Source organism: Mycobacterium sp., assembly GCF_049608025.1.
Lineage (GTDB): Bacteria > Actinomycetota > Actinomycetes > Mycobacteriales > Mycobacteriaceae > Mycobacterium.
In genome coordinates this window covers 17,085-31,224 of sequence record NZ_JBMYXC010000040.1, presented here as the reverse complement: position 1 = coordinate 31,224, position 14,140 = coordinate 17,085, and the positions used below count along the sequence as shown (strand labels likewise).

General features: G+C 65.0%; 11 protein-coding genes. 5 read left to right on the top strand and 6 right to left on the bottom strand.

All coding sequences use genetic code 11. The features are described 5' to 3' along the window. The coding region (locus ACPGXI_RS13235; protein ID WP_526653572.1) for a TetR family transcriptional regulator at positions 1–464 on the bottom strand (464 nt) is incomplete at its 3' end. Between the two features lie 134 nt (positions 465–598). On the opposite strand from ACPGXI_RS13235, the gene ACPGXI_RS13230 reads away from it, so the two are divergent. Beyond that, positions 599–961: a nuclear transport factor 2 family protein gene (locus ACPGXI_RS13230; RefSeq protein WP_526653570.1), complete on the top strand. Its 363-nt coding sequence runs from the start codon at positions 599–601 to the stop codon at positions 959–961. A gap of 157 nt (positions 962–1,118) precedes the next feature. Further along, on the top strand, positions 1,119–3,512 hold the full coding sequence (locus ACPGXI_RS13225) for a PEP/pyruvate-binding domain-containing protein (RefSeq protein WP_526653568.1): 2,394 nt from the start codon (positions 1,119–1,121) through the stop codon (positions 3,510–3,512). A gap of 35 nt (positions 3,513–3,547) precedes the next feature. Here the strand turns inward: ACPGXI_RS13225 and ACPGXI_RS13220 are convergent, their stop codons facing one another. The 3 genes from ACPGXI_RS13220 to ACPGXI_RS13210 all read right to left on the bottom strand — a co-directional run bounded on the left by ACPGXI_RS13220 (position 3,548) and on the right by ACPGXI_RS13210 (position 6,559). After that, positions 3,548–4,627, bottom strand: coding sequence for a class I SAM-dependent methyltransferase (locus tag ACPGXI_RS13220; RefSeq protein ID WP_526653566.1), 1,080 nt, complete (start codon positions 4,625–4,627; stop codon positions 3,548–3,550). 191 nt (positions 4,628–4,818) lie between these two features. After that, on the bottom strand, positions 4,819–5,442 hold the full coding sequence (locus ACPGXI_RS13215) for an MBL fold metallo-hydrolase (RefSeq protein WP_526653564.1): 624 nt from the start codon (positions 5,440–5,442) through the stop codon (positions 4,819–4,821). Between the two features lie 31 nt (positions 5,443–5,473). Further along, positions 5,474–6,559, bottom strand: coding sequence for an S-(hydroxymethyl)mycothiol dehydrogenase (locus ACPGXI_RS13210; RefSeq protein WP_526653562.1), 1,086 nt, complete (start codon positions 6,557–6,559; stop codon positions 5,474–5,476). 124 nt (positions 6,560–6,683) lie between these two features. Here ACPGXI_RS13210 and ACPGXI_RS13205 point away from each other — a divergent pair, with 124 nt between their 5' ends. Together ACPGXI_RS13205 and ACPGXI_RS13200 are read left to right on the top strand one after the other, a co-directional pair. Continuing rightward, a complete protein-coding gene (locus ACPGXI_RS13205; protein WP_526653560.1) occupies positions 6,684–7,577 on the top strand; it encodes a class I SAM-dependent methyltransferase in 894 nt (297 codons plus the stop codon). Positions 7,578–7,644: 67 nt separating this feature from the next. Further along, positions 7,645–9,516 (top strand): adenylate/guanylate cyclase domain-containing protein, encoded by a 1,872-nt coding sequence (locus ACPGXI_RS13200; RefSeq protein ID WP_526653558.1) that lies wholly within the window; start codon positions 7,645–7,647, stop codon positions 9,514–9,516. Here ACPGXI_RS13200 and ACPGXI_RS13195 read toward each other — a convergent pair. Together ACPGXI_RS13195 and ACPGXI_RS13190 are read right to left on the bottom strand one after the other, a co-directional pair. Then, positions 9,513–10,994, bottom strand: a complete 1,482-nt coding sequence (locus ACPGXI_RS13195) for an arylsulfatase (RefSeq protein ID WP_526653580.1) — start codon at positions 10,992–10,994, stop codon at positions 9,513–9,515. The genes ACPGXI_RS13200 and ACPGXI_RS13195 overlap by 4 nt on opposite strands. A gap of 137 nt (positions 10,995–11,131) precedes the next feature. Beyond that, the gene (locus ACPGXI_RS13190; protein ID WP_526653556.1) at positions 11,132–13,165 is read right to left on the bottom strand and encodes an EAL domain-containing protein; all 2,034 of its coding nucleotides are present in this window, start codon (positions 13,163–13,165) and stop codon (positions 11,132–11,134) included. Positions 13,166–13,248: 83 nt separating this feature from the next. Here ACPGXI_RS13190 and ACPGXI_RS13185 point away from each other — a divergent pair, with 83 nt between their 5' ends. Further along, complete coding sequence (locus tag ACPGXI_RS13185; RefSeq protein ID WP_526653554.1) at positions 13,249–14,073, top strand: serine hydrolase domain-containing protein; 825 nt, start codon at positions 13,249–13,251, stop codon at positions 14,071–14,073. Positions 14,074–14,140 lie beyond the last annotated feature (67 nt).

Here is a 14,140-nt window from a genome sequence, read left to right as displayed (position 1 = left end):
ACCCGGTCGGTGGCCACCGATTCGTGGATGAAGGCGACGAAGGCGGCATGAAACCCGTGGTCGCGATCTTCGTGGACTTCGGTAAACGCGAGCGATTGGACCCGCGCGGCAAGTGCACGCTCGCCCGGCGACACCGATTGCAGGCGCTCCGCGAATCCCTCGAAAAGATCCCTCACAGCGTCGCCGATTGGGACCGGGCGACGGGACAAGGCAGCCAGTTGCCCGGAAATGTCTGACAACGCGCGCGCGCCCAGAGCGAGCAACAAATCCGACTTGGCCGGGAAGTGGTTGAAAAAAGTGCCGTATGCCACGTCGGCGGCTTCGCAGATTTCCGCCACGGACGTCTCGTCGAATCCCTTGGCGACGAACAGAGATTCGGCTGCATCCAGAACGCGACCGGAGACCTCAAGGCGCCGCCGCTCCCGACGCGTCGATCCGGCCGGCTGCGTCTCCAGAGAAGCCATTTCCGTCCCCAATGAATCAGTGAACCAATGAATCCCAGCGATTCGCCCGCCGGAAAAATATACCTTAGTATATTTTTATATGTCAATCATGTTTACTCGCGACCCCGGGTTCGCGGAGAAGGGGGAGGGCCGCGATGCCTAAGCCGGCCGCCCAGGTGCTTCTGGAGCGCTATTGGGACGAGGTCAACAACCACGGGAAGCTCGAGTTGATTCGTGAGCTGTGCAGCGACCCGATCACCCGCCATGACCCGGGAAGTGTCACGCGGTTGAGCCACGACGAGCAGATCGAGCGGGTCCGAGTGGGCATCGAGCAGTTGGGCGTCCAGATCTCCCGGGTCATCACTCACGCGGATGACACCACCGTCACCTCCGTGTGGAACATGACGATGACGAAACATGGCGACGCAAAAATGTGCGGAATTGAGGTCTTCACCGTGGAGAACGGCAGGCTCACGCACTGCTGGAACACTCCTTACGCTGAGGGTCACTGGGGCTGACGGTTATAACGCCAGAGAAGTGTCCGGCAGTTGAGAGGACAGTTCGTCTCGGCCGGTAGCGCCGTGGCGTTCACATTGAACGGGATCCCTTGCGCCGGATGTCTTTACCCGGCGGCCCAACGACGTTGCCCACGGCAGAAGGACGAGCAATAGGTTGATGAAGCCGACCATTCTGAAACTCGACGCGCTCGGCGATGCGCCCGTGGGCGGCAAGGCCGAAGGCCTGGCCAGACTAGTAGGCCTCGGACTGCGGGTTCCCAAGGCCTTTGTGGTGGTCGGCGCGACTCCCGGGCAGTTGCCCGAAGACCTCGGGGCCCGCTACGCAGAACTCGGCGGGGAGGCGGTTGCGGTGCGATCTTCTGCGTTGGGCGAAGACTCGGCAGACGCCAGCTTCGCCGGTCAATACGAGACGATCCTGAACGTCACCGGAATCGAGGCCCTGCGCGCGGCCATCAATGTATGCCTGGCATCGTTGGACAATAGTCGGGCCGCGCTGTACCGGCAGCAGAGTGCGGGCGACGACGTCAAACACGCCATGTCCGTAGTGGTTCAGAACATGGCCCCTGCGGTGAGCGCAGGGGTGCTGTTCACCGCCGACCCGGTCACCGGACGTCGCGACCGCATCGTGATCGACGCGGTGGAGGGCCTAGGTGAGGCGCTCGTCGGCGGGCACGCCTCGCCGGACCACTATCTGCTTGATCGAAGTGGGATCACCCGCGAGGCTGAACTCGAGGGCGAAACAACGATTCTCAGCGAAGCTGTGCGGCGCGGTCTGTTGGCCGGGGCGCTGTCGGCCGAAGCGGCCCAAGGCTGCCCCCTTGACCTCGAGTGGGCCGTCGACGCGCAGGATGAAATCTACTGGCTGCAGGCTCGGCCCATCACCCATCTTCCGCCGGACCCCAATGAACTCGACACACCGATCGTCGACCCGACCCACGTCTACACCCGCTGCAACGTCGGCGAGATGTTCCCCGGCGCTTGCACCCCGCTGTCCTACTCCTTCACCGCGCGCAGCATCGATGTCGGTATGCAGATGATGCATGTAAAGGTGGGCATTCAAGATGCGGTGCTGCCGAGTATGCGCTTCCTCATCATGAATTCGGGGCATCTCTTTCTCAATCTGAGCACTATGAGCGACACGGCGACCCATGCGCTGGGCTCCAGCGCCGAGCAGTTGGCGCTCTCGGTCTGCGGGCGCCCCATCAACGAGTTCACCATCCGCGGCAGCGACCCGCCGTCGCGCCCGCGCCGCATCGCCAACGGGATGCGCTACCTCGGCTACCTCTTCGGTCAGCCCAGGGCGCGTCGCGACATGCGTCGCCTGGTTTCGGAGTTGCGGTTCCCTGCGTCTGAGACTGCCGCGGCGGCCTGGCTGGAGATCGATCGCCGCTTTCAGTTCATCTACGACGCCATGCACTACCACCTGATTTCCTCGGCCGGTTCGGGTGTCCTCACGCCAACCCTGCTCGGCGTGATCGCCGGGAGCCGCGAAGTATCCGAGCAGGACCACGCCACCGCAGCGGCGCTGCTGGCCGGAGCCGATGATGTCGAAAGCGCCGACATCATCGCCGGCGCCGAGCGCATTCAGGAATGTATCGCCGCCCATCCCGATGCCGACGCGTCTTTCACCTATGCGCAGCCGGAAGAGGCGCTGAACTGGATCCAGTCTCGCTCAGCGGGTGAGGCACGCCAGGAATTCGAGCGTTTTCTGGTCCGGCACGGGCACCGCGCGATCAAGGAACTCGAGTTACGTCAGCCCGAATGGCGAGAAGACCCCCTGCCGCTGATCAGGTCGCTGCAAGTTCCGCTGCGCCAGAGCGGATCGGGACGCGCTGCGCTCAACCGCCCCGACCATACTCCGGCCCCGAAGGTCGGTCGGTCGGTCGCGCTGCTGGCTCGGATGGCGCGCCAGGCGGTCCGCTCCCGCGAAGAGACCAAGTCCGGACTCGTCACCGTTGTGACGCGCTTCAAGGCGGCGTACCGCAACCTGGCGGAAATCCTTGTGACAGAAGGACGTCTCCCGGATCGTGACGCGGTCTTCTTCCTCACCCACGAGGAGCTGGGACGGCTCGCTCGGAACGCAGAAACGGGACTCGCGGCGACAGCCCTGGCACGCCGCGAAGCATTTGCGCAACAACTGAACTACGATTTTCCCGACGTCTTCGAGGGCGAACCACCCAGAATCGACCTCGACCTCGACCGCGATGCCGCCGACTCCGATGGACTGGTTCGCGGAGCCTCGGTAAGTCGTGGGCGCGTCGTCGGGGTGGCGCGCGTCGTACGCAGCCTCGAAGATGCCGAGCAACTCGAGCGTGGTGAGATTCTTATCGCACCGATTACCGACGTCGGTTGGACCCCCTACTTCAGCCTCATTTCGGGCCTGGTCACCGATATCGGGAGTGCGGTCTCCCACGGCGCGGTGGTTGCCCGCGAATACGGGCTTCCCGCAATCGTGAACACTCGCGTCGGAACCCGGGTGTTCCAAACGGGCGACCGCGTCTTGCTCGATGGCGAGGTGGGAATCGTCCGCTTGGCAAACGACGACGACTGATCGGGGCCGCTTCGGCAGCCCGGGTCAGCGGCTCTCTAAAGGTGTTTCACCAAGACGACATGCGCCATCGGGATCTGCATCGGCTCCGGTGCGGCCGCCAGGCGCTCGGCGACACCTTTTTCGAGCCGATCGAACAGCTCCGATACCCGCGGATCTGCAGCTTCGTCGGTGAGCGCGTTCGACAACGCCGGGAACACCGAGGCCCGGGCGAAGTCAGCCCATCGCGCACCGAAAGCAACTGGGTCACTGTCGATCTGGTAGCGGTCCCAGAACCGGTCGTCGGCGTCGAAGATTTCGAGATGTTCGATCTCCAGTCGTTCGAAGCGTCCCGATGGCGCGAACGGCGCGATGAAGTCAGCCGCGCGGCGCCCGACGGTGGGAATGCACATCCGGGATACCTCCTCGGCGGTGAGCAACCCGTCGGTCGCCAACTCGTCAAGCCCATCCAGCATCGCCGCCAGCAGCGGGCGGTAGCCGGATTCACCGTCGTCGCCGATCGCCATCGTCGTCACGACCAGGCGGCCGCCGGGGCACAGCTCGCGGCCGCGGTAGGCGACGAATTCATGCCAGTCGCGCGCGGCCTGCCTGGCGTAGGCGGCACGCACGGATTCGTCCTCGGAATAGGCCACCTGGAGGTGGTCGTCGATGACAGCGGGAACCCGACTCACCCATTGAATCGCCCAGGAACTCCAACCCAGGTTGACACTGTTGGACGGCAGGATCTGCGAATAGAAGGACCGGCCCACCGCCGAGGCGAACGTGGCAGCGTCCTTGCGTAGATAGGTGTCGGGGTCCTCCTCCAGGGTCTGGAACAGTGCGGTGAAATCGTTGTCCGGCATGTCGGTGTGGACGACCAGCATGGAGTGCTCGGGGCGGGTTCGCTTGCGCAGCAGCGCTATCGCAGCGCCGACCGGGAGCAGCGAGTTGTGTCCGCTGGACGCACCATAGTCGGCGATAACGATCGGCTGTGGGGGAGTCGGCAGCGGTACCGCGGCCGCAGCCCGCCCGAAGACCTCGATGGCCGACTCGAGCCCAGCCGCCTGCAGCCGTGCAGCAGCGGAGTACGAGCCGCTGTCCGCCGGCTCCGGCCGCACGACGATGCTCGACTCAGGCATCGCGACCTCCGAGAACGTCCAGGCAAATCCGTCACTGCAAACGGTAGTCCTCCCGCGGCGGCCGCGCCGCAGAAGTGACAGGCCGGTGAACGTGCGGGCCTCTTCACCTCTGGTCGCGTACGTGAAGGTATTTTCACCCTCGGCCGCGAACGTGAAGGCAGCTTCACGTTCGGCGCGAAGGTCGGGGGGCGTCAGTGGCCCCGGGCTACCCATTCGTCGTAGTGGATGATCTCGTCGCCGACGGTCGTCGAATCACCGTGGCCGGTATAGACCACCGTCTCGGCGGGCAGATTTGCGAGCCGTCCCGAGATCGACTCCAGGATGGTCGGAAAGTCGGAGAACGAGCGGCCGGTGGCCCCGGGCCCGCCATGGAACAGTGTGTCGCCGCTGAACACCGCATTCAGCTCGGGTGCGTGCCAGCACACCGAGCCGGGCGAGTGCCCCGGCGTGTGCAAGGCCCGCAGCTCTGTGCCGGCGACCTGCAATCTGTCGCCATCGGACACGGAGCGGAAATCGCTGTCGGGATGGGTTGTTCGCCACAACATATCGTCGGCCGGGTGCATCAAGACCGGGGCATCGAGTGCCGCGCCGAGTTGGGGCGCGACGGTGACGTGATCATTGTGGCCGTGCGTGCACACGACTGCGACCACATGCCGTCCGCCGACAGCCTCGATGATCGGCTCGGCAGTGTGCGCGGCGTCGAAAACCACTACTTCCCGGTCGTCGCCGACGAGCCAGATGTTGTTGTCGACGGCCCAGCTGCCGCCGTCGAGTTCGAACGTGCCGCTGGTCACGAGACGCTGGATGTTGGCCATCAGTGTCCTCCGTTCTTCGCGCAAGCGCTCATCACAAGACCACGACCGAACGCAGCACCTCACCGGCGTGCATCTTGTGGAACGCCTCCTCGACATCGCCCAGCCCGATGCGTTCGGAGACGAACTTGTCCAACGGGAATCTGCCCTGCAGATACAGGCTGATCAGAGTGGGAAAGTCGCGCTCGGGCAAGCAGTCGCCGTACCACGAAGACTTCAAAGATCCACCGCGGGCGAAGAAGTCGACCAGCGGCATCTCCAGCGTCATGTCCGGCGTCGGCACCCCGACCAGGACCACGGTTCCTGCCAGATCTCTGGCGTAGAACGCCTGCTTCCATGTCTCGGGCCGACCGACCGCGTCGATGACGACGTCGGCGCCATAGCCGTCGCTGAGGTCCTGAATGGTCTTGACCACGTCCAACTCGACGGCATTGACGGTGTGGGTCGCACCGAACTCCCGCGCCAAGTGCAGCTTCCGGTTGTCGGTATCGACAGCGATGATGCGTTTGGCGCCGACCAGTCGGGCGCCGGCGATCGCCGCATCGCCGACGCCGCCGCAGCCGATCACCGCGACGGTGTCATCGCGGTTGACCGCGCCGGTGTTGATCGCCGCCCCCAGGCCTGCCATCACCCCGCAACCGAGCAGTCCGGCCGCCGCGGGATCGGCCCCCGAATCGACCTTTGTGCACTGGCCCTCGTGCACCAGCGTCTTGTCGGCGAAGGCCCCGATGCCCAGTGCGGGCGTCAGGGGCGTGCCGTCGATGAGGGTCATCGCCCCCGATGCGTTGAACGTGTCGAAGCAGTACCCGGGCCGTCCGCGCTTGCATGCGCGGCACTGACCGCACACCGCGCGCCAGTTGAGTATCACAAAGTCGCCGGGCTCGACGCTCGTCACGCCGGCGCCGACCGACTCGACGGTGCCCGCGGCCTCATGGCCGAGCAGGAAGGGGAATTCGTCGTTGATACCGCCTTCGCGATAGGTCAGGTCGGTGTGGCACACGCCGCAGGCGAGGATGTCTACGACGACTTCGGCCGGTCCCGGGTCGGGGATGACGATGTCCACCAACTCGACGGGTTGCGCCTTCGTCCGAGAGATCACACCGCGCACAGTCTGGGTCATGTCTTCAACGTAGTGGTCGACCAATAATCAAGTCGGTGGTCGAGCCAGAAGCGACTCTGGCAATTCTGGCGTCAGCTCTAGCGCCCTTGTCATGACGAACCCAACCATTGCACGAGGAGAAACCATGTCCACCACAACCTCCAGCCAGGAATCAACCTCCAGCCAGGAATCAACCTCCAGCCGCGAATCGACCCCATGCCGCGACGCTGACACGCCCGGCGCCGATACCGGCGGCGGCGCGGACTGGCAGATCGCTGGTCAGGCTTGGTCACACGCGGCGTCGGACTGGGCCTATCTCTTCGAGCCCTACGCACGCGATGCGATCGAGGCTGTGTTCGATCTCGTCGGTGTGAATTCGCAGACCCGGTTGCTCGACGTCGCCTGTGGTGCTGGGAACAGCCTCGGCCGGGCATCCCGGCTCGGTGCCTCCGTCGCTGGACTAGATGCCTCGGCCGGACTGCTGGAGATCGCGGCCCGCCGAGCTGTTGGTGCCGATCTCGTGCAGGGCGACATGTTCGACCTCCCCTGGGAAGACTCATCTTTCGACGTTGTGGCGTCCTTCAACGGCATCTGGGGCGGATGCGAGGCCGCGTTGGCCGAGATGGCCAGGGTGTGTCGGCCCGGCGGTCGGATCGGCCTGACCTACTGGGGTGCTCCAGAGAGGCTCGATCTGCTGAGCTACTTCATGACCGTGGGCGCCGCCGGCCCCGGTGTGAGTGAGGAGATCGTCTCGCTGGCCACCATCAATGTTCCGGGCGTCGCCGAGTCGATGCTCGCGGACGCGGGCTTCGAGGACATCACGTTCGGGAGCACGCAGGCGATCCTCGAATTCGGAGACGACGACATCGCCTGGAGGGCTCTTCGTTCACCGGGCCTGGTGCTGCCGTCGATCCGGCACACCGGGGAACGCATACTCCGGCGGCAGGTGCTGGAAGCCATTTCACCGCACCGGCACGACGACGGCACCTACCGGCTGTCCAATGAGCTGGTCCATGTCGTCGCACACAAGCCATCGTGAAGGAGGGGTCGACTCGCTCGGCCCGTTCGTCGACCTGGTGCGATCAAGGTGGGCCTATCGTGATCGCATGGACCAGTTGGTTGCTCGGTGCAGTGGTCCCGCCGGCGAGGAGATTGCCTACGCCACGGTGGGGAGCGGGCCCGCTCTGGTGCTGGCAGCCTGGTGGACGAGCCACCTCGAGCTGGACTGGCAGAACCAGGAGCTGCGCGAGTTCGTGCTCGCGCTGGCCGAAAACCACACGGTGATCCGCTATGACCGGCCTGGAGTCGGGATGAGCAGCCGCGACGACCGAGACTATGACCTGCGTACCGAGACCAGCCACCTCGAAGCAGTCGTGCTGGCGTCGAGGTTCGAATCGGTTGACCTGCTGGGAATCTCCTGTGGCGGTCCGCCCTGCGTGCAGCTGGCCGCCGACCGGCCGGACCTGGTCCGGCGCCTGGTGTTCATCGGCAGCTACCTGGACGGCGGCACGATCTCGGACGAGGGCACACGGGGCGTCGTTCGCGATCTCGTCGCCGTCAATTGGGGGCTCGGCAGCAAGGCTCTGACTTCGGTGTTCTTGCCCGATTCCGACGGCGTCACCGCAAGACGGTTCGCATCAGCGCAGCGCCACACAGCCACCGCCCAGGTCGCGGCCGATCTGCTGCAGCTCACCTTTGACATGGACGTCACTCCCGTCGCCTCGCAGGTCAGCCAGCCCGCGCTCGTCCTGCATCGCGCCGGCGATCACGTCGTCGCCGCCGATTCCGGACGGCGACTCGCCGAGGAGCTCGGCGACGCCGAGTTCCGATTGCTCGAGGGCCGGGCTCACCTACCGTGGGCCGAGCGTGCGGTTGATCTGGTCGCGATGATTGAGTCGTTCCTGCTCGAAGGCGCTGCGGTGCATGCACCGGCGCGTAGCCTCGCCACGGTCGTGGTCGTCAAGATCGTCGAGTGCTCGCGGCTGATAACCCAGCTCGGAGATGCGCTCTGGCATCAGCGCTTCGAAGCGTTCCACGATCGGGTCGCACTGGAAGCCGACGCCACCGGTGCGACGGCGGTCAGGGCCACCGGGGACGGGGCGCTGCTCACATTCGCTCTGCCCGGCGAGGCCATAGCGTTCGCCTCAACCATTCGGCGAGCAGCTCGCCAGCTCGGCTTCGGACTCCGCAGCGGAGTGCACACCGGCGAAGTGGAGTTGCGTGGTCCCGGCATCTCAGGACGGACGGTCCTCATCGCTTCCCAGCTCTGCGATCTTGCGTCCGCAGACGGCGTCCTCGTCTCGGCCACCACCGCCGAGCTTTCCGCCGGCCGGGGGTATCGCATGATCGACGCAGGCTCACACCGGCTCAACGGCATCGCTGACCCGGTAGCGGTACGCGAGATCGAGCCGCCCGGCGACGACATCCACGAGCAGCCGGCCCTCCGCCCGCAGTTTCGCCGCACCGGCACCAGCTGGGCCATTCACTTCGGCCGCCGCGTGGTCACAATGCGGAACACGAAGGGGATCGCCGACCTGGCCACCCTGGTCGGTTCGCCGGGGGCCGACGTCGACGTCGTCGAGTTGATGGACGGAGGCCCCGGCTGGAAGAGGAGCACCGGTGCCGATGTCCTCGACGCACACGCGATTGCCGCCTACCGCGACCGACTGGGGGAGATCGAGGTCGCCCTCGACGATGCTGACGCGCGCGGCGATGCCACGGTGTCGCATCGCCTCGACGACGAGCGGGCGGCCATCATCGACCAACTCCGTGCTGCATCCGGACTCGGGAACCGCACCCGCCGGCTGGGCGACGACGTGGAGCGGGCACGCAAGGCGGTGTCCGCGCGCATCCGCGACGCTATCGAGAAGATCGCCGCGACCGACGCCGAGCTCGGAACTTACCTGCACCAGACGGTCACGACGGGTCGCTACTGTCGGTACCAGGTAGTCGTGGGCTCTGGCCCGGATCGGCGCTAGTGCAGGCCGCCGCCCGTCGCTTCTGTCATCTGATCGAGGACACGGTCGAGGTTGAACGCGGCAGGTTTTTGCCGGGGTGGAAATTCGGCCAGGGTTTGTAGCTGTTGGGCGGCCAGCGCTTGGGCCGGATAGAGGACGAAAATGTGCTCGAGCACCCAGTTCCAGTAGCCGTTGGAGTTCTCGTCGGCGCGTTCGAAGGGATCGCGGCGCAGGTTGAAGATCTTGGGGATGCGTAACGGAACAAACGGTTCGGCCCACAGCTGCATCGTCTTGGCTCGCTGCTCGCAGAACACGATCTTCCAGTCGCCGATGCGGATAGCGGTGACCTGACCGTCGTCGCTGGTGTAGAAGAACCAGTCCCGTGGCGACTGGTCGGTCTCACCGGACAGGTATGGCAGCGCGTTGTAGCCGTCGATATAGACCCGAAATGTCTTGTCTCCGCAGCTGTGCCCAGCGCGTAGCTTGTCGGTGATATCGGGCTCGCCGACCGCCGCCAGGAATGTGGCCAGCCATTCCTGGTGGGTCATGATGCCGTTGAGGGTGGTGCCGGCCGCGAATCGTTGCGGCCACCGGGCAAAGCAAGGTACCCGGTAGGCGCCTTCCCAATTGGAGTTCTTCTCACTGCGCCAAGGGCTGATCGCGCCGTCGGGCCAAGTGTTGTAGTGCGGGCCGTTGTCGGTGGAGTACACGACAATCGTGTTCTCGGTGATGCCGAGTTCGTCGAGCAGGTCCAGCAGTTGACCGACGTGGCCGTCGTGCTCAACCATCGCGTCGTTGTAGAAGCCCTGCCCGCTGAGTCCGTCCGACTCCGCCTTGAGCCGGGTCCACAGGTGCATTCGGGTGGCGTTCCACCACACGAAGAACGGCTTGTCGTCGCTGTGGGCTTGGCGGATGAAGGCTTCCGCGCGGTCGGTGACGTCGTCGTCGATGGTCTCCATGCGTTTCTTGGTCAGTGGCCCCGTGTCGGTGATGCGGCCGTCGGCGAACGAGTGGATCACTCCGCGCGGGCCGAAGCGCTCCCGAAAGCTGGGGTCTTTCGGGTAGTCGGGGTGTTCGGGTTCGTCTTCGGCGTTGAGGTGATAGAGGTTCCCGTAGAACTCGTCGAACCCGTGGTTGCTCGGGAGGAATTCGTCCTTGTCACCGAGGTGGTTCTTGCCGAATTGGCCGGTGGTGTAGCCGTGCGGCTTGAGTAGTTCGGCGATGGTCGGGTCCTCGGCCTGCATACCTAGGTCGGCGCCTGGAATGCCGACCTTCGTCAGTCCGGTGCGCAGCGGGTTCTGTCCGGTGATGAATGCTGCTCGGCCGGCAGTGCAACTCTGCTGGGCGTAGAAGTCGGTGAATTCGATTCCCTCGCGAGCGATACGGTCGATGCTCGGGGTCTGATACCCCATCGCGCCGCGGTTGTTGTGGCTGATGTTGTACCAGCCGATGTCATCCCCCCAGAGGACCAAAATATTGGGCTTGCCCGAATCCGCCATCAGCATCCTGTCGCTCGTTGGAACCGTTTCTCGCAACTGCTCCACCCTATCGGGGCCGTGCGCCGGCCGAGGACTGTGGTCGGCGGGGTTGGTTGACCGACACCGCACGCCCTTCACCCTTTGGCACGCTCACCTCCCTAGTCGGTGACCTCGCCCGCCGCCTGGATCCCAAAGAGCTGTTGAGGAATGGTGTGACTGGCACTGCTCGTGGTGGCCGGTTGCGGAGCCCCGATTAGGTATCCTTGGAGTTGGTCGACCCCGAGTTCGATCAATCGTGTTCGGGTTTCCGCGTCTTCGACGCCCTCGGCGGTGGTGAGCAATCCGAATTCCGTGGCGATGTCGACGATCATCCGCACGATGGTTTCGTCTCGTTTGTTGCCGAGCAGGCCGGTCACGAAACTCCGGTCGATCTTCAACTTGTGCAACACCAAACCGCGAAGTTCGGTGAAAGTGCCGTAGCCGGTTCCGAAGTCATCAAGTGCCAACCGGCATCCCAACGAGCTCATGTCGTCGGAGAAGCGCTGCGCGATTTCCGTTGTCGCCAGGGCGGTAGTCTCGGTGATCTCGAAGGAAACCCGGGTGGCGGCGTCGCCCGCCTGGCGCAGTTGCGCGACGATCGTGTCGATGGTTTCCGGATCGCCGATCGAGTCCGCCGAGATGTTGACGGCCACATGGCGGCCGGCCCGGGCCAACTCGATGCCGCGAGCCACCATGAAGCGGTCGATGGTCGGCATTAGGCCGAACCGCCGCGCTTGCGGGAGGAAGTCGCCGGGGGCGATCAGCTCGCCACTGGGTCCGTTCAGCCGAACCAGCAGTTCCTCCTCCACGAGTTGCCCGGTGCGGGCGTCGGCGATCGGCTGGGTGTACACCAGAAGGCGACCGTCATTGATCGCCTGCGACAGGAACTTTTCGAAGTCGAGCCGTTCACGCAACCGGCGTTCAACTCGTGCGCGTTCGGTGACGTCGGTGCCGATCCCCCCGACACTCTGCATTTTTCCCCGGCCATCGTCGACGGGGAACAACTGGATTTCGAGTGTCGACCGCTGATTGCCGACCGCGAATTCATGTTCGAACTTCGCGACCTCACCCCGTAACGCGGCCGCCTCGGCGTCGAGAATCTTGCGGATCAACTCCGGATTCTGTGGAGCAAGATCCTCTACCGGCGTCCCGCCCACGATCACGTCCGGATCAGCGAGACCAAAAAGGTCAGCAAACGCTTGGTTCGCGAATTCGAAACCGTTGTGCACGTTGCGCACGACGATCGCGTTCGGCGCATTGCTGATGATCGAGCGCATTTGGGCCTCGCCTGCCAGCCTGTCTCGTCGCTCGTGTTCGGCAATAGCGAACACGGTTACCCCGAGCAAGACGGTGACTATTAGTACCGATATCACCCATGCCGTCTTTTCGCTCACGTCACGAAGCGACAGCAGCCCATAAAAAAGCGCAATCACGAGCGGAATAGAGGCAACGGCGCCGGCCAATTGAACCGACGCCGCCCGGTCTGGTCGGGTCAGCAGCCAGGCGACCGGATTGCGGTCGAAGCGCGCAACGCCAGCCGCGCAGACCAGCAATGCCACGCACACTGCCGTCGGGATGGACATCCCGCTGGACGGCTTGAGAGTCACAGCGGAAAGGGGGCCGAACAAAAAAGCCACGATTGCGACCAACGCCAGCGCCCCCGCAGCCACGAGGCCCACCCCCCACGCCAGGCGGGCCCACCGGCGATCCACCCGCGTCACCGCCACCGCCGCCGACAGCAGCACCACCGCCCATCCGGTGAGCGCGGGGTAATGGCCCGCCCAAGTCGGGTCCAATGCGTTCATCGAGTCGGGAAACCACAGCTGAGCCAGACTAAAGGGCCCACTGGTCGCGGACTCGGCCAGTAACAATACGGCGAGAACGCCGGCCACCACGGCCAAGCCACGCCCGACCCACACCCGCGCGCGCGGGCGCGGGCGCCCCGACTGCAGCAGGATCGCCACCCCCAACGCCGCCAGGAGCACCGCAGTCCACGGAGTCATCGGATTCCAGTTCCCGAAGGTCCGCGCCAAATAGTGCTGACCGGTCACCCAGCCCAACCATTCCGCTGCAATCAGGCCGAACGCCAACGCAACCGCGCCGCGCCCCCACCGGGCAAGTGCGGATTCCAGCCGCGAAGCCAGATACACCATGCGCATTTGGCTACTCCTGACCGGGTGACCGAGCCGAAGACCTTTCGACACCAGAACCCGAACATTACTAAGCTCCTCTCTCGATGTCCGCACTCGATGTCCTGACCGACTGGCCGGTCCCCAACGTTGCCGCCGCGGTGCTGGGTCCGTCCGGGGTTCTGGACAGCTATGGCGACACCACGGCCCGCTTCGCGCTGGCCTCGGTCACCAAACCGCTGGCTGCCCGCGCGGCTCAGGTGGCCGTCGAGGAGGGGGCCATGGAACTCGATACCGAGGCCGGCCCACCCAACTCGACGGTGCGTCACCTCCTGGCCCATGCCGCGGGATACGAAATGCACTCGGCGAAGGTACTCGCTGAGCCGGGCACTCGGCGGATCTACTCCAATCACGGGTTCGCGGTGCTTGCCGGGGTACTCGAGCGGGAATCGTGCATCGCTTTCGGCGCCTACCTGACGGAGTCCGTGCTCGAACCGCTCGGGATGGCCGACACCGTTCTGGAAGGCGGAGCCCGGGCTGCCGGTTATGGGGCGGTATCGACGGTGGACGACCTTGCGGCGTTCGCAGGCGATCTGCTGGTGCCGGCCACCGTGTCGGCGCGGATGCACGAGGAGGCCACGACCGTGCAGTTCCCGGGACTCGACGGGGTGCTGCCCGGCTTTGGCCCGCAGCGGCCCAACGACTGGGGGCTGGGCTTCGAGATCCGGAATGGCAAATCGCCGCACTGGACGGGCAAGACGAACACGGCCGGCACGTACGGTCATTTCGGCCAGTCGGGGACTTTTCTCTGGGTCGATCCGGGCGCCGATCTGGCGCTGATCGTGCTCACCGACCGTGATTTCGGGGATTGGGCGCACGCGGTGATGCCGTCGTTATCTGATGAAGTTCTGAGAGAATTCGGGCGGGACTAGCGCAACATCCGTCCCACAAGGCACAATAGTCTCGTAAGGCACAGGCAGCTATAACTACATCTCTGTA